The organism is Streptomyces sp. NPDC039424 (assembly GCF_055639495.1).
Genome location: NZ_JBVKAI010000027.1, coordinates 53530 through 71767, shown reverse-complemented (window position 1 = coordinate 71767; position 18238 = coordinate 53530). Strand labels below are relative to the sequence as shown.

At 70.9% G+C, this 18238-nt stretch carries 19 protein-coding genes; 11 read left to right on the top strand and 8 right to left on the bottom strand.

All coding sequences use genetic code 11. The features are described 5' to 3' along the window. Positions 1 to 20: 20 nt before the first annotated feature. The 4 genes from ACZ7L0_RS39740 to ACZ7L0_RS39725 all read left to right on the top strand — a co-directional run bounded on the left by ACZ7L0_RS39740 (position 21) and on the right by ACZ7L0_RS39725 (position 3451). The gene (locus tag ACZ7L0_RS39740; protein WP_471247457.1) at positions 21 to 935 is read left to right on the top strand and encodes a F0F1 ATP synthase subunit gamma; all 915 of its coding nucleotides are present in this window, start codon (positions 21 to 23) and stop codon (positions 933 to 935) included. Continuing rightward, the gene (gene atpD / locus ACZ7L0_RS39735; protein WP_471247456.1) at positions 935 to 2371 is read left to right on the top strand and encodes a F0F1 ATP synthase subunit beta; all 1437 of its coding nucleotides are present in this window, start codon (positions 935 to 937) and stop codon (positions 2369 to 2371) included. Before ACZ7L0_RS39740 ends, atpD begins: the two co-directional genes overlap by 1 nt. A gap of 129 nt (positions 2372 to 2500) precedes the next feature. After that, positions 2501 to 2875: a F0F1 ATP synthase subunit epsilon gene (locus tag ACZ7L0_RS39730; protein WP_471247455.1), complete on the top strand. Its 375-nt coding sequence runs from the start codon at positions 2501 to 2503 to the stop codon at positions 2873 to 2875. Between the two features lie 129 nt (positions 2876 to 3004). After that, positions 3005 to 3451: a DUF2550 domain-containing protein gene (locus tag ACZ7L0_RS39725; protein WP_471247454.1), complete on the top strand. Its 447-nt coding sequence runs from the start codon at positions 3005 to 3007 to the stop codon at positions 3449 to 3451. 73 nt (positions 3452 to 3524) lie between these two features. Here ACZ7L0_RS39725 and ACZ7L0_RS39720 read toward each other — a convergent pair whose 3' ends face one another. The 3 genes from ACZ7L0_RS39720 to ACZ7L0_RS39710 all read right to left on the bottom strand — a co-directional run bounded on the left by ACZ7L0_RS39720 (position 3525) and on the right by ACZ7L0_RS39710 (position 7275). Next, a complete protein-coding gene (locus tag ACZ7L0_RS39720; RefSeq protein ID WP_471247453.1) occupies positions 3525 to 5348 on the bottom strand; it encodes a glycosyl hydrolase family 18 protein in 1824 nt (607 codons plus the stop codon). 116 nt (positions 5349 to 5464) lie between these two features. After that, positions 5465 to 6106, bottom strand: coding sequence for a response regulator (locus ACZ7L0_RS39715; RefSeq protein ID WP_471247452.1), 642 nt, complete (start codon positions 6104 to 6106; stop codon positions 5465 to 5467). Further along, entirely contained in the window at positions 6103 to 7275 is a 1173-nt protein-coding gene (locus ACZ7L0_RS39710; protein ID WP_471247451.1) for a sensor histidine kinase, read from the bottom strand. The genes ACZ7L0_RS39715 and ACZ7L0_RS39710 overlap by 4 nt, the downstream gene beginning before the upstream one ends. Positions 7276 to 7425: 150 nt before the next feature. Between ACZ7L0_RS39710 and ACZ7L0_RS39705 the strand changes: the two genes are divergently transcribed. Continuing rightward, the gene (locus ACZ7L0_RS39705; protein ID WP_471247450.1) at positions 7426 to 7971 is read left to right on the top strand and encodes a hypothetical protein; all 546 of its coding nucleotides are present in this window, start codon (positions 7426 to 7428) and stop codon (positions 7969 to 7971) included. Between the two features lie 82 nt (positions 7972 to 8053). On the opposite strand, the gene ACZ7L0_RS39700 is transcribed toward ACZ7L0_RS39705, so the two are convergent. From ACZ7L0_RS39700 to ACZ7L0_RS39690, 3 genes are read right to left on the bottom strand one after another with little or no spacing between them, the layout of a single operon-like run. Further along, positions 8054 to 8626 carry a cob(I)yrinic acid a,c-diamide adenosyltransferase gene (locus ACZ7L0_RS39700; RefSeq protein WP_471247449.1) on the bottom strand — a complete coding sequence of 191 codons (573 nt, stop codon included), beginning with the start codon at positions 8624 to 8626 and terminating at the stop codon, positions 8054 to 8056. Between the two features lie 13 nt (positions 8627 to 8639). Continuing rightward, entirely contained in the window at positions 8640 to 9389 is a 750-nt protein-coding gene (locus ACZ7L0_RS39695) for an ABC transporter permease (RefSeq protein ID WP_471247448.1), read from the bottom strand. Between the two features lie 7 nt (positions 9390 to 9396). Next, positions 9397 to 10182: an ABC transporter ATP-binding protein gene (locus tag ACZ7L0_RS39690; protein ID WP_471247447.1), complete on the bottom strand. Its 786-nt coding sequence runs from the start codon at positions 10180 to 10182 to the stop codon at positions 9397 to 9399. Between the two features lie 80 nt (positions 10183 to 10262). Here ACZ7L0_RS39690 and ACZ7L0_RS39685 point away from each other — a divergent pair, with 80 nt between their 5' ends. From ACZ7L0_RS39685 to ACZ7L0_RS39670, 4 genes are all read left to right on the top strand, one after another. Next, positions 10263 to 10904 (top strand): TetR/AcrR family transcriptional regulator, encoded by a 642-nt coding sequence (locus ACZ7L0_RS39685; RefSeq protein WP_471247446.1) that lies wholly within the window; start codon positions 10263 to 10265, stop codon positions 10902 to 10904. Between the two features lie 124 nt (positions 10905 to 11028). Continuing rightward, on the top strand, positions 11029 to 11877 hold the full coding sequence (locus ACZ7L0_RS39680) for a 3-hydroxyacyl-CoA dehydrogenase family protein (protein WP_471247445.1): 849 nt from the start codon (positions 11029 to 11031) through the stop codon (positions 11875 to 11877). A gap of 139 nt (positions 11878 to 12016) precedes the next feature. Then, positions 12017 to 12340, top strand: a complete 324-nt coding sequence (locus ACZ7L0_RS39675; RefSeq protein WP_030672301.1) for an STAS domain-containing protein — start codon at positions 12017 to 12019, stop codon at positions 12338 to 12340. Between the two features lie 278 nt (positions 12341 to 12618). Next, on the top strand, positions 12619 to 15132 hold the full coding sequence (locus ACZ7L0_RS39670; protein ID WP_471247444.1) for an ATP-binding protein: 2514 nt from the start codon (positions 12619 to 12621) through the stop codon (positions 15130 to 15132). Between the two features lie 59 nt (positions 15133 to 15191). Here ACZ7L0_RS39670 and nucS read toward each other — a convergent pair whose 3' ends face one another. Continuing rightward, positions 15192 to 15863: an endonuclease NucS gene (gene nucS / locus ACZ7L0_RS39665; RefSeq protein ID WP_471247443.1), complete on the bottom strand. Its 672-nt coding sequence runs from the start codon at positions 15861 to 15863 to the stop codon at positions 15192 to 15194. 243 nt (positions 15864 to 16106) lie between these two features. On the opposite strand from nucS, the gene ACZ7L0_RS39660 reads away from it, so the two are divergent. Beyond that, a complete protein-coding gene (locus ACZ7L0_RS39660; protein ID WP_471247442.1) occupies positions 16107 to 16499 on the top strand; it encodes an SCO5389 family protein in 393 nt (130 codons plus the stop codon). Between the two features lie 133 nt (positions 16500 to 16632). Here ACZ7L0_RS39660 and ACZ7L0_RS39655 read toward each other — a convergent pair whose 3' ends face one another. Further along, positions 16633 to 17661 (bottom strand): LLM class flavin-dependent oxidoreductase, encoded by a 1029-nt coding sequence (locus ACZ7L0_RS39655; RefSeq protein ID WP_471247441.1) that lies wholly within the window; start codon positions 17659 to 17661, stop codon positions 16633 to 16635. A gap of 222 nt (positions 17662 to 17883) precedes the next feature. On the opposite strand from ACZ7L0_RS39655, the gene ACZ7L0_RS39650 reads away from it, so the two are divergent. Then, positions 17884 to 18225, top strand: coding sequence for an ATP/GTP-binding protein (locus tag ACZ7L0_RS39650; RefSeq protein WP_471247440.1), 342 nt, complete (start codon positions 17884 to 17886; stop codon positions 18223 to 18225). The last annotated feature ends 13 nt before the right edge of the window (positions 18226 to 18238 follow it).

Below are 18238 nucleotides of genomic sequence, written 5' to 3'. Positions count from 1 at the left end.
CGACGGAAGGGACCTGACTCATGGGAGCCCAGCTCCGGGTCTACAAGCGTCGCATCCGATCCGTCTCCGCGACCAAGAAGATCACGAAGGCGATGGAGATGATCGCCGCCTCGCGCGTCGTCAAGGCGCAGCGCAAGGTGGCGGCCTCCACGCCGTACGCGACCGAGCTCACCCGAGCGGTCACGGCGGTCGGCACCGGTTCGAACACCAAGCACCCGCTCACCACGGAGGCGGACAACCCGGCCCGTGCCGCGGTCCTGCTCCTCACGAGCGACCGCGGTCTGGCCGGCGCCTTCAACTCCAACGCCATCAAGGCGGCGGAGCAGCTGACCGAGCGCCTGGAGCGCGAGGGCAAGGAGGTCGACACGTACATCGTCGGCCGCCGCGGTCTGGCCCACTACAACTTCCGTGAGCGCAAGGTCGCGGAGTCGTGGACGGGTTTCACCGACGAGCCCTCGTACGCGGACGCCAAGAAGGTCGCGGCGCCGCTGATCGAGGCGATCGAGAAGGAGACGGCGGACGGCGGCGTGGACGAACTCCACATCGTCTTCACCGAGTTCGTCTCGATGATGACGCAGACGGCGCTCGACGCCCGTCTGCTGCCGCTGCGCCTCGAAGAGGTGGCGGAGGAGAAGCCGCAGGGCGAGATCCTTCCGCTGTACGACTTCGAGCCGTCGGCGGAGGACGTCCTCGACGCCCTGCTGCCGCGGTACGTCGAGAGCCGTATCTACAACGCGCTGCTCCAGTCGGCCGCTTCGAAGCACGCCGCCACGCGGCGCGCGATGAAGTCGGCCACGGACAACGCCGGTGAGCTCATCGAGACGCTCACCCGGCTTGCCAACCAGGCCCGCCAGGCCGAAATCACCCAGGAAATCAGCGAGATCGTCGGTGGCGCGAGCGCTCTCGCCGACGCGACCGCGGGGAGTGACCGCTAATGACCACCACTGTTGAGACCGCGACGGCTACGGGCCGCGTCGCCCGGGTCATCGGCCCGGTCGTCGACGTGGAGTTCCCCGTCGACGCGATGCCGGAGATCTACAACGCCCTCCACGTCGAGGTCGCCGACCCGGCGAACGCCGGCGAGAAGAAGACGCTGACCCTGGAGGTCGCCCAGCACCTGGGTGACGGCCTGGTCCGCGCCATCTCCATGCAGCCCACCGACGGCCTGGTCCGCCAGGCTCCGGTGACCGACACCGGCTCGGGCATCAGCGTCCCGGTCGGCGACTTCACCAAGGGCAAGGTGTTCAACACCCTCGGTGAGGTGCTGAACGTCGACGAGACCTACGAGGGCGAGCGCTGGTCCATCCACCGCAAGGCCCCCGCGTTCGACCAGCTCGAGTCGAAGACCGAGATGTTCGAGACCGGCCTGAAGGTCGTCGACCTGCTGACCCCGTACGTCAAGGGCGGCAAGATCGGTCTGTTCGGTGGCGCCGGTGTCGGCAAGACCGTGCTGATCCAGGAAATGATCATGCGTGTCGCCAACCTCCACGAGGGCGTCTCCGTCTTCGCGGGCGTCGGCGAGCGCACCCGTGAGGGCAACGACCTCATCCAGGAGATGGAGGAGTCCGGCGTCCTCGACAAGACCGCGCTGGTCTTCGGTCAGATGGACGAGCCCCCGGGTACCCGTCTGCGCGTCGCCCTGGCCGGTCTGACGATGGCGGAGTACTTCCGCGACGTCCAGAAGCAGGACGTGCTGTTCTTCATCGACAACATCTTCCGCTTCACCCAGGCCGGTTCCGAGGTCTCCACGCTGCTGGGCCGTATGCCCTCCGCGGTGGGTTACCAGCCGAACCTGGCGGACGAGATGGGTCAGCTCCAGGAGCGCATCACCTCGACCCGCGGTCACTCGATCACCTCGATGCAGGCGATCTACGTCCCCGCGGACGACCTGACCGACCCGGCGCCGGCCACCACCTTCGCCCACCTCGACGCGACGACGGTGCTCTCCCGTCCGATCTCGGAGAAGGGCATCTACCCGGCCGTGGACCCGCTGGACTCCACGTCCCGGATCCTGGACCCGCGCTACATCGCGCAGGACCACTACAACGCGGCCATGCGCGTGAAGACGATCCTGCAGAAGTACAAGGACCTGCAGGACATCATCGCGATCCTCGGTATCGACGAGCTCGGCGAGGAGGACAAGCTCGTCGTCCACCGTGCCCGTCGTGTGGAGCGCTTCCTGTCCCAGAACACCCACGCCGCCAAGCAGTTCACCGGCGTGGACGGGTCGGACGTTCCGCTGGACGAGTCGATCGCCGCGTTCAACGCGATCTGCGACGGTGAGTACGACCACTTCCCCGAGCAGGCGTTCTTCATGTGCGGTGGTCTCGAGGACCTGCGCAAGAACGCGAAGGAGCTGGGCGTCTCCTGAGCCCCGCGCTCGCTGTGAGAGGGGCGGGGACGCACCCCAGCGGGGTGTGTCCTGCCCCTCTCGCCACGCCTACTAGAATTGACCCCAACACCCGGCACTACCGCCGGGTGGTGACCCGAGGAGCCAACCTTGGCTGCTGAGCTGCACGTCGCGCTGGTCGCGGCCGACCGAGAGGTCTGGTCCGGCGAGGCCACCCTGGTCGTCGCGCGCACCACGTCCGGCGACATCGGCGTCATGCCCGGTCACCAGCCGCTGCTCGGTGTGCTGGAGTCGGGCCCGGTGACCATCCGTACGAGTGATGGTGGAACGGTCGTCGCCGCGGTGCACGGCGGTTTCATCTCGTTCGCGGACAACAAGCTGTCGCTGCTGGCCGAGATCGCCGAGCTGTCGGACGAGATCGATGTCCAGCGCGCGCAGCGGGAGCTGGAGCGCGCGAAGGCGGAGGGCGACGCCACCGCCGAGCGCCGCGCGGACGTCCGACTGCGCGCGGCGGCGGCGCGCTGAACCAGCGCGCCGTGCTATGACGTCACTCAGCCGCGGTTGGGACCGGAGCAATCCGGACCCGGCCGCGGCTGAGGCGAATGCGGGTGTTTTTTCCGTTCCGTTACCTAGGAGACGAGGAGGTCGGTGCCGATGGTCCTCGCTCTGACTGTGTGCGGGATCGTGGTCGCGCTCGTGGTGGTGGGACTGTTCCTGTTCGGTCTGCGCCGCAGGCTGATCCAGCGCTCCGGCGGCACCTTCGACTGTTCCCTGCGCTGGGACGTGCCGGAGAAACCCGACACCGGCGGCAAGGGCTGGAGCTACGGCGTCGCCCGCTACAACGGCGACCGCATCGAGTGGTACCGCGTCTTCTCCTACGCCCCCCGTCCCCGCCGGATCCTGGAGCGGGCGCAGATCGAGGTGGCCGGCCGCCGCCTCCCCGAGGGCGAGGAGGAGCTGGCACTGCTCTCCGACGCCGTCATCCTCGCCTGCACCCACCGGGGCACGCGCCTGGAACTCGCCATGAGCGAGGACGCGTTGACCGGTTTCCTCGCCTGGCTGGAGGCGGCACCTCCCGGTCAGCGCGTCAACGTGGCCTGACTGGTGGAGACCTCAAAGACGCCGCGGACAGACCCGGAGGGCCTGCCCGCGGTGGGGGGGAAGGGGACGGAGATCAGCCGAGTGAGCTGTTGATGGCGCTCACCAGCTCGCCGCTCGCGGTGTCGCCGCTGAACTCCCAGAAGAAGGCGCCGCCCAGACCCTGGGTCTTGGCCCACGCCATCTTCGTACCGATGGTGGCCGGAGTGTCGTACGACCACCAGTTGCTGCCGCAGTGCGCGTAGGCCGTGCCCGCGACGGTGCCGGTGGCCGGACAGGACGTCTTGAGCACCTTGTAGTCCTCGATGCCCTGCTCGTACGTGCCGGCCGCCGGGCCCGTGGCCGTGCCGCCCGGGGCGTCCTGGGTGACGCCGGTCCAGCCGCGGCCGTAGAAGCCGATGCCGATGAGCAGCTTGCTCGCCGGCACGCCCTTGGCCCTGAACTTGGCCATCGCGTCGGCGGTGGTGAAGCCCGCCTTCGGGATGCCGCTGTACGAGGTGAGCGGGGAGTGCGGGGCGGTCGGGCCCTGCGCGTCCCAGGCGCCGAAGAAGTCGTACGTCATCACGTTGTACCAGTCGACGTAGGCGGCGGCGCCCGCGTAGTCGGCGGCGTCGATCTTGCCGCCGGAGGAGCCGTCGGCGGTGGTGGCCGCGGTGACCAGGTTGTTCGAGCCGAACTTGGCGCGCAGCGCCGACATCAGGTTCTTGAAGGCCGCCGCCCCGCTGGTGTCACAGGACAGGCCGCAGGCGTTCGGGTACTCCCAGTCGATGTCGATGCCGTCGAACACGTCGGCCCAGCGCGGGTCCTCGACCAGGTCGTAGCAGGACTGGGCGAAGGCGGCCGGGTTCTTGGCGGCCTCGCCGAAGCCACCGGACCAGGTCCAGCCGCCGAAGGACCACAGCACCTTGATGTTCGGGTACTTGGCCTTCAGCTGGCGCAGCTGGTTGAAGTTGCCGCGCAGCGGCTGGTCCCAGGTGTCGGCGGTGCCGCTGACGGACTGGTCGGCGGTGAAGGCCTTGTCGTAGTCGGCGTAGGAGTCGCCGATCGCGCACTTGCCGCCGGTGACGTTGCCGAAGGCGTAGTTGATGTGCGTGATCTTCGAGGCGGAGCCGGAGGTCACCAGGTTCTTGACGTTGTAGTTGCGCCCGTAGATGCCCCACTCGGTGAAGTACCCGAGCTTGACCTTGTTGCCGGTGGTCGGGGGAGTGGTACCGCCGCCGGTGGTGTGCACGGCGACCGCGCCGCTGACCGGGCCGGTCTGGTTGGCGGTGTCCCGGGCCTGGACGGTGTAGGAGTAGTCGGTGCCGGCGGTCAGGCCGGTGTCCGTGTACGAGGTCGTCGTCACGGTGGCGACCGTCTTGCCGTCCCGCAGCACGTCGTAGTTCTTGACCCCCTTGTCGTCGGTGGCCGCGCTCCAGCCGAGCTTCACCGAGGTGTCGGTGATGTTCGAGGCGGTCGGCGTCCCGGGCGCGGAGGGCGCCGCGTCGCCGGGGACCGTCGTGCCGTCACAGCTGTCGCCGTCGAGCTTGCAGTTGGACGGCGAGCCGGAGCCCGCGCCGTTGAAGCCGAAGGAGACGGAGGCGCCCGGGGCGAGGGTGCCGTTGTAGGACTTGTTCTTGGCCGTCCAGTGGGTGCCCGAGGACGTGACGTCCGCGTCCCAGGCCGAGGTGACCGAGGTGCCGGAAGGGAAGTCCCACTCCACGGTCCACGCGCTGATGGTGGTGGTGCCGGTGTTCTTGACGGTCCACTTGCCTTCGAAGCCGGTGCCCCAGTCCGAGGCCTTGGTGTAGGTGGCGGTGGCGGTCGTCGCGGCCTGGGCGGGGCTCGCGAGGCCGACCAGTCCGGCCAGCGGGAGCAACAGTGTCGCGAACCCTGCCGCGGCTCTGTGTCTGAAGCGCATCGTGCGCCTCCTCGGGGGTGTGGGGGCGTGACTGAGCCTTCACGCCCAACGTGCCGCGAGAATAGAAAGGTCTGGACCATAGGTCAATAGGTCTGGACCACTCCTCCGGTGGCGCGTTAGATCCCCAACTCCTGCGCCAGCACCGCCGCTTGCACTCGGCTGCGCAGCTCCAGCTTCCCCAGCAGACGGCTGACGTGCGTCTTCACGGTCCCCTCGGCCATCTCCAGCCGCCCGGCGATCTCGGCGTTCGACAGCCCCTCGCCGATGCACGCCAGCACCTCGCGCTCACGGCGCGTCAGCGCCTCCAGCACGGCCGGGTCGACGGACGGCTCCCGCACCGGCCCGGCGGCGAACTCGGCGATCAGCCGCCGTGTGACGGCCGGGGCGACCACGCCCTCCCCGCGCGCCACCGTCCGCACCGCCTCCAGCAGGTCACGGGCCTCGGCGTTCTTGAGCAGGAACCCGGCCGCCCCGGCCCGCAGCGCACCGAACACATACTCGTCGTGGTCGAAGGTGGTCAGCACGAGCACGTCCGCGAGCCGCTCCGCGACCACCTCCCGGGTCGCCGACACCCCGTCCAGCCGCGGCATCTGCACGTCCATCAGCACCAGGTCCGGCCTGAGCTCCCGGGCCAGCGTCACCGCCTGCCGCCCGTCCGTGGCCTCGCCGACCACCTCGATGTCGGGCGCGCTGCCCAGGATGAGCACCAGCCCGGCGCGGACGGCCAACTGGTCCTCGGCGACCAGGACACGGATCATGCGGGGTCTCCCTCGGTGAGCGGAAGTTCGGCGCGTACGGCCCACAGCGCGCCGTCGGGGCCGGCCTCGAAACCGCCGCCCAGCAGTGCGGCCCGCTCCCGCATCCCCACCAGACCGGCGCCGGAGCCGGGGGCGCGCGGGCCGTCACCGCGGCCGTACGGGCTGGTCACCCGGATGTGCAGGGCCTCGCCGACCTGGCGCAGCCCGACCCGGACGCGGCCCGGCGCGGCATGCTTGAGGGCGTTGGTCAGCGACTCCTGCACGATCCGGTAGGCGGCCAGGGCGACCGGTGCGGGCACGTGCGCGTGGTCGGTGTGCAGGGTGACGTCGAGGCCGTTGGCGCGGGCGCCGTCGACCAGGGCGGTGAGGCCGTCGAGGGTGGGGGTGGCCACGGGTTCCCGGTCGCCGCCCCGGTCCCGCAGGATGCCGATGAGCCGCCGCATCTCCGCCAGCCCGTCGACGCTGTTCTCCCGGATGACGGCGAGGGCGTTCCTGGAGGTCTCCGGGGCGTCGAGGGAGAGCGCGGCCGTGGAGTGGATGGCGATCGCGGACAGGTGGTTGGCGACCATGTCGTGCAGCTCCCGTGCCACCCGCGCCCGCTCGGCCGTGACCGCCTGGACCCGGTCCATCTCGGCGAGCAGCGCGGTCTGCTCGGCGCGCAGCCGGGCTGCCTCGGCCGCGTCGCGGTGGTTGCGCACCACCCAGCCGGTGCCGGCGGGGGCGAGTGCGACGACGCCGACCGCCACGCCGATCAGCAGCCCCTGCGGATCGCGCCACAGCGCGGCCGGCACCACCCCGCAGACCACCGTGAGCAGTCCGGTGACCCAGGGGATGCGCCGGGCGGCGGCCGGAGTGCCGTACAGGACGGCCGCGTACATCAGGTCCGTGTAGAGCACGACCGTGACGATGCTGCCCCGGGTCACCGTGTCCACGACCAGCGCCGCCGTGCCGGCCACCAGGGCGGGCCGGGGCCGGGTGCGGCGCAGCAGCTCGCAGGCGGCGGTCACGGCCAGCGGCAGCAGGGCCGCCCACCGCTGGTGCAGAAGGACCGTGTCGTCCGAGGACACCCGCGGGAAGATCCCCAGCGCCCACAGCAGCAGCCCGCCGAGCAGCCCGCCCACGGCGATCCACACGTCGTCGGGGTGCGGGCGGGTCAGTCGTACGGGCATGCCCCCATCCCAACACGGGCCGGGTGCCGCCCGCCTGCTCCTCGGGAAGGGTCCCGAACTGCAACTTTCGATGTACCGCGGGTTCGTCGGAGGCGACGACGACGGGTGCGCCCCCTGGCGGGAGCCTGGAGGGAACGAGAGGAGCGAACCGTGATCGTCGGGTTGATCGTCGCCTGCGAGGTGGCTTTCTGGGTGCTGCTGGCCGGGGGGCTGGCGTTCCGGTACGTGTTCCGGATGCCCCGCCTGGGCCTCGCCCTGCTGTTGTGCGAGCCGCTCCTGGAGGCCGTGCTGTTCGCCGTCACCGCCATCGACCTCAAGAACGGCGCCGAGCCCGACTGGCGGCACGGCCTGGCCGCCGTCTACATCGGCTTCACCGCCGGCCTCGGCCACTCCACGATCCGGTGGGCGGACGCCCGGGTCGCCCACCGCTTCGCGGGCGGCCCGCCTCCCGTACGCCCCCCGAAGTACGGCACGGCCCGCGCCGTCCACGAATGGAAGGTCGCGGGCCGCTGGATCCTCGCGGCACTGGTGGCCACGGTCCTGCTGCAGGCCGCCGTCTGGTACGTCGGCGGCGACGGCGAGACCGGTTCGCTGCGGGCGTGGCAGGTGCGGATGCTGTGGCTGATCGGCATCAATGTGCTCATTGCCGCGAGCTACACACTGTTCCCGAAGCGGCAGCCGGTGCGCCGCCGCTGACGTCTCCGGCGGCACCGTGTACGCGCCTCGTCGTCCAGGTGGGGCACCGCAGGGAGATCTACCGCCGGATGTGATGCCCGCGTCAGCGTTCCCCGCCCGGTACCCACAGCACATCGCCCGTCTCCTTGTTCGCCGTCCGGGCCAGGATGAACAGCAGGTCGGACAGGCGGTTGAGGTAGGTCGCGGTGAGGGGGTTCATCGTCTCGCCGTGGGCCTCCAGGGCGGTCCACGTCGATCGCTCGGCCCGCCGTACGACGGTGCACGCCTGGTGGAGCAGGGCCGCGCCGGGGGTGCCGCCGGGGAGGATGAAGGAGCGGAGCTTCTCCAGCTCCTCGTTGAAGCGGTCGCAGTCCGCCTCCAGCTTGTCGATGTAGAACTGCTCGACCCGAAGGGGCGGGAACTCGGGGTTCTCGACCACCGGCGTCGCCAGGTCCGCACCCACGTCGAACAGGTCGTTCTGCACGCGGGTGAGGACCTTGACGATCTCCTCGTCCAGGTTTCCCAGCGCGATCGCCGTGCCGATCACCGCGTTCGCCTCGTTGGCGTCCGCGTACGCCGAGATCCGCAGATCGGTCTTGGCGACCCGGCTCATGTCGCCGAGGGCGGTGGTGCCCTGGTCGCCGGTCCTGGTGTAGATGCGCGTCAGATTGACCATGAGGCCAGCGTAGTTACGCTCCGGACGTCCGGAAGACCCGTGTGCCCACCGTCACGGCCAGCGCGGCGAAGCCCAGGGCGACCAGCGCGCCGTACAGCATGTGGGCCGACGCGTACGAGCCGACGTACGCGTCCCGCACCGCGTCCACCAGATAGCGGAACGGCACGAAGTGGGAGAGCACGTCCAGCCAGGCGGGCGCCAGGGTCATCGGGAGCATCAGGCCGGACAGCAGCATGGACGGCATGGTCAGCGCGTTGATCGTGGGCCCGAACTCCTGCGGGGTGCGCATCTTCATCGCCAGCGCGTATGACAGCGACCCCAGCGAGATCGTCAGCAGCGCGACGAACACGAAGCCGATGAGGACGCCGGGCAGCGGCGCGCGCAGGCCCATGACCACGGCCGCGAGGACCAGCAGCACGGCCTGGAAGACGAAGACCGTGGCGTCCCGCAGTACGCGGCCGAGCAGCAGGGCCAGCCTGCTGACGGGCGTCACCCGCATCCGCTCCACCACCCCCTGCCCCTTCTCGATGATGATCGAGAAGCCCGCGAAGGCGGCTCCGAACAGGCCGAGTTGCAGTAGCAGCCCGGGCACCAGCACCTGCCAGGAACTGCCCCGCGCGCCCAGTGGCAGGCCGGTGAGCAGGGGGCCGAAGAAGAGGAGATAGAGGAGCGGCATCAGGACGCCGAACAGCAGCGCGAAGCGGGAGCGCAGGGACTGGCGGAGACAGCGGCCGTAGATGAGCGCGGTGTCGTGGAGGAGCATCGGGGTCCTATACGGCTACGGGGGCGGTGTCGGCCGGGGAGGGCCCGCGGCCGGTGATGGCGAGGAAGGTGTCCTGGAGCGTGGCGTCGATCGAGCCGCCGTGCTCCAGCTTGAGCGCGCCCGGCGTGCCCTCGGCCGCCACCACGCCCTGGTCGACGACGACCAGCCGGTCGGCGAGGGCGTCCGCCTCGTCGAGGTAGTGGGTGGTGAGGAAGACGGTCGTGCCGTGCTCGTCGCGCAGGCGGCGGATCAGGGCCCAGAGGCCGGCGCGGCTGCCGGGGTCGAGACCCGTGGTCGGCTCGTCCAGGAACAGGACCTTCGGGCGGTGTGTGAGGCCCATCGCGATGTCCAGGCGGCGCCGTTGACCGCCGGAGAGCGCGCCCGCCTTGCGGTCGAGTAATCCGGTCAGGTCCAGGTCCCGCGCCAACTCCTCTGCCCGGTCCTCGGCCTGGCGCCTCGTCAGCCGGTAGAGGCGGCCCTGGGTGACCAGTTCCTCGCGTACGGAGATCTGCGGGTCGGCGCCGCCCGACTGGGCCACGTACCCGCACGTCCCGCGTACACCGGCCGGGTCGGTGGCCAGGTCGTGGCCCGCGACGGTGGCCGTGCCGCCGGTAGGGGCCAGCAGGGTGGTGAGCATCCGGAGGGTGGTCGTCTTGCCCGCTCCGTTGGGGCCGAGGAAGCCGAGGATCTCGCCCTCGCGGACGGTGAGGTCGATTCCGCGTACGGCCCGCACCGGGCCGCGTTTCGTCTGGAAGGTGTGGGCCAGTCCGGCCGCACTGATGACTGGGGTCATGGCCACCAGAAAAACAGAGTCCCTGAAATTTTGCAATGACTCCAAAATTCAAGGGAGCCCAGCGAAGCTAGGATGGGGACATGGCCGAGGGACTCAGGGAGCGGAAGAAGCGGCAGACGCGGCAGTACATCTCGGATGTCGCCACGGGACTGTTCGTCGAACGCGGTTTCGACGCGGTGACGGTCGCGGAGATCGCCGAAGCCGCCGACGTCTCCGTCAACACCGTCTACAACTACTTCCCGGCCAAAGAGGACCTCTTCTTCGACCGCTCCAGCGGGATGGTCGACCGGCTCGCCCGCTGGGTGCGCGGTCGCGGCAAGGGTGAGTCGGCCGCCGGGGCCGTCCTGCGCGAGTTGCGCGAGGAGGTCGAGGCGGTTTCTCCCCGGGTCGGCCTGATGCCTGGATACGCCCGTTTCATGCGGGTCGTCGAGGGGGCGCCCACTCTGCGTTCGCGGCTGTGGTGCATCGCACAGGAGGTCCAGGCGAATCTGGAGCAGGTCCTGCGCGAGGAGACCGGCGCGGAGGACGGCGACGAGCGGCCGTATCTGATGGCCGGTCAGATCGGCTGGGTGCACAGTACGGTCATGGCGGTCATCGGGCGCGAGATGGTCAAGGGGCGCAATCCGCACGAAGTGTCACGAGAGGCACTGGCCCTCCTCGATGACATGGAGGACATGTTGAGTGACACGGTGCTCAACTACGCCGTCCGGGGCGAGGCGTGACCCCTGCCGGTGTGATGTCCGTCAAATGAGACGTGACGCGCATTACTTACCGGTCACACGGCCCCTCACGAGCGCTATGGTCCGCCGAAGAGGCAGACGTATACAGCGTGTAAGGGGAGTCGGAGTGGCACGGAAGCTCGCCGTCATCGGGGCCGGTCTCATGGGTTCCGGCATCGCCCAGGTCTCCGCGCAGGCGGGCTGGGAGGTCGTTCTGCGGGACGTCACCGACGAGGCACTGAGGCGTGGCACCGACGGCATCAAGGCCTCGTACGACAAGTTCGTCAGCAAGGGCAAGCTGGAGGCGCACGACGCCGACGCCGCCCTCGCCCGCATCACCGCGACCACCGACCTGGACGCCGCCGCCGACGCGGACATCGTCGTCGAGGCCGTCTTCGAGAAGCTCGAAGTCAAGCACGACATCTTCCGCACCCTGGACAAGATCGTGCGCGACGACACCGTCCTCGCCTCCAACACCTCCGCCATCCCGATCACCAAGATCGCGGCCGTGACGGAACGCCCGGAGCGCGTCGTCGGCGCCCACTTCTTCTCGCCGGTCCCGATGATGCAACTGTGCGAGCTGGTACGCGGCTACAAGACCAGCGACGAAACCCTCGCCTTCACGCGGGAGTTCGCCGAGTCCGTCGGCAAGACCTGCATCGTCGTCAACCGGGACGTGGCCGGCTTCGTCACCACCCGGCTCATCTCCGCCCTCGTCGTCGAGGCTACGAAGCTGTACGAGTCGGGCGTCGCCAGCGCCGAGGACATCGACATCGCCTGCAAGCTGGGCTTCGGCCACGCCATGGGCCCGCTGGCCACGGCCGACCTGACCGGCGTCGACATCCTGCTGCACGCCACCGGCAACATCTACACCGAGTCGCAGGACGAGAAGTTCGCCCCGCCGGAGCTGATGCGCCGGATGGTGGACGCCGGTGACATCGGGCGCAAGAGCGGGCAGGGCTTCTACAAGTACTGAGCTCTACCCCCGGGCATCACTCCCGCGGGTGAATTCGGTATCGGTTCGCTCACAGACGGCAACCTCTGACCGCTCAACGCCGTCAGAGGTTGCATCAACAGACATCGCCGAGCACGAGACGCACTCACGGGGAGCGGATATGTACATCAGGGGCGACCACGCCGAGCTGGTCGTCGGGGGCCGCCTCGATGTCCGCAGCGCGGCGGACGCCCGTACGGTCCTGCACTCGGCCGTCGACGACGGAGTCGGCGACCTGGTGCTCGACCTGTCCGAGCTGGACTCCTGGGACGCCACCGGACTCGGGGTGATCATGGGGGCCCACCGGCGGGCCGGCCGCTGCGGCCGACGCCTGGTGCTGCGCGGCGTACCGCCGCAGATGCAGCGCCTGCTGGTGGCCACCCGGCTGCACCGGATCCTGGCGATCGAGGGCGGCATCGGCGTGGAGTCGCTGCCCCGGGTGTGAGCCCCGCACGGGACGCCGCGAGCGGGTGTGAACCCGGCGACGGGGGAGACCCGGGCGGACACGTCCCTCCGAGCGTCGCGTGCAATCCTCACGAGACCGTGACGTCTCGGACGGCGTGGCACCCCGGACTGTCGTAGATACTGTGCGAAGGTTTAGGGTTCGGTCGCCCGCTGCCTCGCAACCCTCGAGCGGGCCCGGACCAGAAGCGACAGCGCGGTGTGCAGCAGGCCGGGAGGGGCCGGACACGGGCACACGACGCTTTTGGGGGGCTTGAACCTATGGACCCGATCAACCGGGGACCCGAGGACCACGGCCATGACGGCGACGGCAGCCCGCCGCGTCAGCGCCCGCCCAGGGAATCCCTCACCACCGACTTCGGCCAGAGCGCACCGGCACTCGCCCGCACGGTACGGCTCGTCACCGGCGACTTCCTGCTGACCGTCAATCCGGTCGACGGCAGCGAGATCGAGCCCTGCCCGCCGGGAGCACAGCCCGGCACGCCCGGGAAGCGCGCCGCCGCCGACCGCGCGGCCCGGCCACCCGTACCGCCCGGCCCGGCCCAGTCCGCGCTGCCGCTCCTGGAACGCCAGGACGAGCGGGAGCGCCTGGTGCGCCTGCTCGCCCGCGGCCGCTCCGTACGCCTCACCGGTCCCTCCGGGTCCGGCCGTACCGCCCTGCTCGACCTCGTCGCCGAGGACTGCGCGGACCTCGCCCCCGACGGCGTGGTCCGGCTCACCGGCTACCACCGCACGGCGACCGACCTGCTGTACGACCTCTGCCACGCCGTCCACGACGCGCCCCTGTACCGCCCCGGCCACGACGAACTGCTCGCACTGGTCCGCGAGATCGGCGCGGTCGTCGTCCTGGACGACATCGAGTTCGGCGGCGCCGCCCTCGACGAGCTCCTCGACGCCACCCCCGAGTGCGCGTTCCTGATCTCCGCGACTCCGGAGGTGCCCGCGCCGTCCGCCGACTCGCCCCTCGAGGAGGTCTTCCTCAGCGGCCTGGACCGCACCGGTGGCGTGGAGCTCCTCGAACGGGCCGTCGGCCGCGTCCTCACCGAGGAGGAGGCCAACTGGGCCGGCGACCTCTGGTTCGAGTCCGAGGGCCTGCCCCTGCGGTTCGTCCAGGCCGGGGCACTGCTCAGGCAGCGCGAACAGCTGCGGGCCAGCGCGGGCGCGGTGGACGAGTTCGGCGTCTTCGAGGACGTACGACCGTCGGCCGACGCGCCCTTCGACACGGACCCCGAGGACGGCGAGGACGTACCCCTGCCCTCGCTCGGCGAGACCGCGGCGCCCGCCCGGCTGCTCGCCTCCCGGCTGAGCGCCTCCGCCCGCGCCACCCTGCGCTTCGCCGTCGCGCTCGGCGGCGAGGTCCCGCACCAGGCACACCTGCCCGCCCTGGTCGGCGACACCCACGCGGACGCCGCCCTCGGTGAACTCGTCGCCTGCGGACTGGTCTCCCCGGTCGGCTCCCGCTACCGCCTCGCGGCCGGCGTGCGGACCCAGCTGGAGGCCGCCGGATACGCCGACGACATCGCGGCCGGCGCCCTCGCCGCCGCCCAGCACTACGCCTGGTGGGCCGGTCACCCCTCGGTCACGCCCGAGCGGGTGTGCGCCGAGGCCGACGCCGTACTCGCCGCGCTGACCGTCCTGGTGCCGCTCACCACACCCCCCGCCGAGGGTGAGGAGAGCGCCGCCGTCCGGCTGGCCCGCACCGCCGCGCCCGCCTTCGCCGCGGGCCTGCACTGGAGCGCCTGGGAGCGGACTCTGCGCGCCGGCGCCGAGGCCTCCCGGCTCGCCGGGGAGATCGCCGACCAGGCCTACTTCCACCACGAGCTGGGCATCCTCGCGCTCTGCGGCGGACAGCTCGACCGGGCCCGCGCCGAACTGGAATCCTCCATCGGGCTGCGCGGCGCCCTCGCCGACAAGCGCGGCACCGTCGCCGGCCGCCGTGCCCTCGCCCTGGTCGCCGACCGCGCGGGCGACGTGCCCGGGCTGGGCGCGACGGCGGGCGAGGAGGTGCCCGACGCGCGCTACGAGGAGTCGGCCTCGCCCCCCGGCGGGGTCCCGGCCCCCTTCCCGCCGCTCCAGCTGCCCGCCGACACGCTGGTCACCCACCGGACCGCGGCGACCGCGCGGCTGCCGAAGGCCCAAGGCGGCGGCAGCGGCATCCGGCGGCTGGCCCGGCGCAACCTCGTCGCGGCCGGTTCCGGCGCGCTGCTCGCCGCCGTGCTCGGCACGGTCGTGACCCTCGGCATGACCTCCCACGACAACGCCGACAACCCGGCGGACAACGTGAGCGTCAACCCGTCCGCCAGCCAGGGCACCGACGACGGCGGCGGTCTGGGCGCGGACACACCGCAGAAGGACGGCGACGACGGCAAGGGCGACACGGACACGGTGGTCAGCCGCCCGACGGACCCCGGCCCCGACGGCGCCTACGGCACGGCGGACGACCCGACACCGACCCAGGAGCCGGTGCAGCCTTCGGACGACCCGAGCGGTACGAAGGGCTCCGGGGGCGGGGGTTCGTCGAGTACGCCGTCGAAGCCGTCGACGACCAAGCCGTCGACGCCGGACCCGACCCCGACGAAGACGACCCCTTCGCAGACACCGACCAAGTCGGCGACCCCGACGCCGACCGACACCACGACGCCCACTCCCACGCAGACGGCGCCGTCGACACCGTCCACCTCCAACTCGGCCAGCGGCCCCGCCTCCAGCGCCCCGGCGGCATCCAGCAGCTCGGCCGGCGCCCCCGAGAGCAGCGGCACGGGCTCGCTGATGTGACGCAGGTGGGGGCCGGTTCCCTCCTCAGGACCCGGCCCCCACCCTCGTACCGCCGTTGCTCAGAACAGCCGCAGCTTGTCGTCCTCGATGCCCCTGAGCGCGTCGTAGTCCAGCACCTGGCAGCCGATGCCGCGGTCGGTGGCGAGGACGCGGGCCTGAGGCTTGATCTCCTGGGCGGCGAAGACGCCCCGGACGGGGGCGAGATGCGGGTCGCGGTTCAACAGCTCCAGGTAGCGGGTGAGTTGCTCCACGCCGTCGATCTCACCGCGCCGCTTGATCTCCACGGCGACGGTCTGCCCCTCGGCGTCCCGGCACAGGATGTCGACCGGGCCGATGGCCGTCATGTACTCACGCCGGATCAGGGTGTAGCCCTCCCCGAGCGTTTCGATGCGGTCGGCGAGCAGCTCCTGGAGGTGCGCTTCCACGCCGTCCTTGATCAGGCCGGGGTCCACGCCGAGTTCGTGCGAGGAATCGTGGAGGATCTCCTCCATTGTGATGATCAGCTTCTCGCCCGCTTTGTTGGTGACGGTCCAGACGCCCTCCTCCTCGCCCGAGCCCTCCTTCAGCGCGCAGGGCGGCGACATCCAGTTGAGGGGCTTGTACGCCCGGTCGTCCGCGTGGATCGAGACGCTGCCGTCCGCCTTGACCAGGATCAGACGGGGAGCCGAGGGGAGGTGGGCGGTGAGCCGGCCGGCGTAGTCGACCGAGCACCGGGCAATGACGAGACGCATGGTCGGCAACGCTACTCGACGTCCCACGGCCCACGCGATTCGCCCTGGAAACCCTTGTTCATCCTTGGCCGATTGTGTGCCTAAAGGGATCGGCCCATGTACGCATTCTCCTGGTGCGGTCACCGTCCGTTGCCTACGGTAGTAAACGGGAGGTCGCGATGTGTGTACTCAGCGTGTCCGGTATCGCGAACCCCCTTATCTGTCCGGCAACCCCTGCTGGTCGGGGGTGCGAGAGGAGTACCCATGTCGCTCGACGTCTCACCGGCCCTACTCGAACAGGCCGAGCGAGGCGAGGTCGACGAAGCTGCCTTCGTCGACTGCGTCCGGACCTCCCTGCCCTACGCATGGGAGATGATCAGCTCCCTGGTGGCCCAGCTGAAGGTGGACGGCGGAGAGTTCGCCGACAACCAGACGCCCCCGCCGGACGAGCAGGCACGCGGTCAGCTGCTGCGCGCGCTCGCCAGTGACGCGATACGCGGCGCGCTGCAGCGGCACTTCGGTGTGCGGTTGGCCTTCCAGAACTGCCACCGGGTGGCGGTCTTCCCGCTGGACGCCTCGGCCGACGCACGACTGGCCCGCTTCACCTCGGTACGCGGTCAACTGCTGAACCAGTCCCCGGAGCTCAGGGACTGCTGACGCGGAGCTCAGGGACTGCCGACGCAGTGAGCCGCTTGCTTGCCGCTCCATCCGGGGGAGGTGCGATCAGTACGAGGGGCGGCAAGCTTCCGGCCGGGCAGAGGAGTTGCCCGGCACGGTGGTCCTGGCGGGCTCAGCGCAGCTGGGGCAGTACCTCGGCGCCCAGCCGCCGCACGTTCTCCTCCGTCGCCGCGAGGTCCCCCGAGCCCTCGACGAGCAGCGCGAAGCGGGAGATGCCGGTCCGCTCCGCGGTCGCCGCGAGCCGGTCGACGCACAGGCGGGGGGTGCCCACCGGGTGCAGCCCGCAGAGCAGTTCGGTGTAGGCGAGGGGGTCGCGCATCGCCCGTGGTCGGCCGTCCACCGTCACATGGGCCTCCAGCCCCTGCTTCAGCCAGCCCGGCATCACCTTCAGCAGTGTCTCCGCCGCGTCGGTGCGCCGGTCCGCGATCTGGCAGACGCCGGCGGAGACATGGGCCGCGCGGGCGATCTCCTGGGCCGGCCGTCCCGCCGCGCGCGCGTGGCGCCGCCACAGGGCGACCATCTCGGCCTTCTCCTCGTCCCCGACATGCATCCCGAGCAGCATCGGCAGCCCGCGCTCGGCCGCCAGCCGCACGCTCGCGGGGGAGGTGCAGGCGACGACGACCTCGGGTCCCGGGGCGTCCGACAGCGCCTCGGACGGGCGGGGCACGACGGGGACCTCACGGAAGGCGAATCGTTCACCCGAGGCCGCCACCGCCGGTTCGCGCAGCCAGCGCACCACCAGATCGAGTGATTCCGGGAACCCGTGCTCGTAGGCCGCGAGGCCGGTGCCGAAGACCTCCAGGTCCACCCACGGCCCGCCGCGCCCCACGCCGAGCGTGAAGCGCCCGCCACTGGTCACGTGCAGCAGCGCGGCCTGCTCGCCGAGGGCGACCGGGTGGACGGTGGGCAGTACGCTGATCGCGGTGCCGACCCGGATACGGCTGGTGCGGCCCAGCAGCAGGGCGGCCAGGGTGACCGCCGACGGGCATGTGCCGTACGGCACGAAGTGGTGTTCGGCCAGCCACACGGCGTCGAGGCCCGCCTCTTCGGAGACCTCCGCGGTGCGCACCGCCCGGTGCAGCGCCTCCCCCTGGCCCTGGCCCGGGAACTGGGCGGCCAGCACGAAACTTCCTACGCGCATTGCATTTCCTGCTTCCTTGGCTCCGACACGGAGCTCCCCCACCCGGCATAACCGGGTGACACGTGCCGAGGACACGGCCTGGCGAAGGGATTTGCGGATTGTCTGCGGAATGAGGCGGCCGGCAGGGGGACTTGTGGGGGTTGGTTCCCTACGCGTACCCCTCCCTCTGCCGCGTAGGCTGGACACAGCCCGTGATTCCTGTATAGCCCCGTGAGGTGTCCCGTGTCCCCGCGTCGCAACCGACCCAAGGGCCCCAAGGGTGCGGCCGTGTCCGGCCCGAGCGCCGAGGACGAGCGCGCCGGCCGGTACGGCGGCTGGGAGTCCACGGAGAGCTGGCGGGGCGAGGAGTGGAGCGTGCGCCATGTGGCCGGGGCCAGCGCGCAGGGCAAGACCTACCGCTGCCCGGGCTGCGACCAGGTGATCCCCTCCGGTGTCCCGCACGTCGTGGCCTGGCCGGAGCACTCGGGCATCGACGACCGCCGCCACTGGCACAAGGCGTGCTGGAACGCGAAGGACCGCCGCACCACGCGGGTGCAGCGGTCCCGTAACGCGCCGAGGTTCTGAGGCTCCTGGGAGG

Excerpts from the sequence above, each read along its gene's own strand:
- ACZ7L0_RS39740 (WP_471247457.1), top strand. The coding sequence starts at position 21 with ATGGGAGCCCAGCTCCGGGTCTACAAGCGTCGCATCCGATCCGTCTCC.
- atpD (WP_471247456.1), top strand. The coding sequence starts at position 935 with ATGACCACCACTGTTGAGACCGCGACGGCTACGGGCCGCGTCGCCCGG.
- ACZ7L0_RS39725 (WP_471247454.1), top strand. The coding sequence starts at position 3,005 with ATGGTCCTCGCTCTGACTGTGTGCGGGATCGTGGTCGCGCTCGTGGTG.
- ACZ7L0_RS39720 (WP_471247453.1), bottom strand. The coding sequence starts at position 5,348 with ATGCGCTTCAGACACAGAGCCGCGGCAGGGTTCGCGACACTGTTGCTC.
- ACZ7L0_RS39715 (WP_471247452.1), bottom strand. The coding sequence starts at position 6,106 with ATGATCCGTGTCCTGGTCGCCGAGGACCAGTTGGCCGTCCGCGCCGGG.
- ACZ7L0_RS39710 (WP_471247451.1), bottom strand. The coding sequence starts at position 7,275 with ATGCCCGTACGACTGACCCGCCCGCACCCCGACGACGTGTGGATCGCC.
- ACZ7L0_RS39700 (WP_471247449.1), bottom strand. The coding sequence starts at position 8,626 with ATGGTCAATCTGACGCGCATCTACACCAGGACCGGCGACCAGGGCACC.
- ACZ7L0_RS39695 (WP_471247448.1), bottom strand. The coding sequence starts at position 9,389 with ATGCTCCTCCACGACACCGCGCTCATCTACGGCCGCTGTCTCCGCCAG.
- ACZ7L0_RS39690 (WP_471247447.1), bottom strand. The coding sequence starts at position 10,182 with ATGACCCCAGTCATCAGTGCGGCCGGACTGGCCCACACCTTCCAGACG.
- ACZ7L0_RS39685 (WP_471247446.1), top strand. The coding sequence starts at position 10,263 with ATGGCCGAGGGACTCAGGGAGCGGAAGAAGCGGCAGACGCGGCAGTAC.
- ACZ7L0_RS39675 (WP_030672301.1), top strand. The coding sequence starts at position 12,017 with ATGTACATCAGGGGCGACCACGCCGAGCTGGTCGTCGGGGGCCGCCTC.
- ACZ7L0_RS39670 (WP_471247444.1), top strand. The coding sequence starts at position 12,619 with ATGGACCCGATCAACCGGGGACCCGAGGACCACGGCCATGACGGCGAC.
- nucS (WP_471247443.1), bottom strand. The coding sequence starts at position 15,863 with ATGCGTCTCGTCATTGCCCGGTGCTCGGTCGACTACGCCGGCCGGCTC.
- ACZ7L0_RS39660 (WP_471247442.1), top strand. The coding sequence starts at position 16,107 with ATGTCGCTCGACGTCTCACCGGCCCTACTCGAACAGGCCGAGCGAGGC.
- ACZ7L0_RS39655 (WP_471247441.1), bottom strand. The coding sequence starts at position 17,661 with ATGCGCGTAGGAAGTTTCGTGCTGGCCGCCCAGTTCCCGGGCCAGGGC.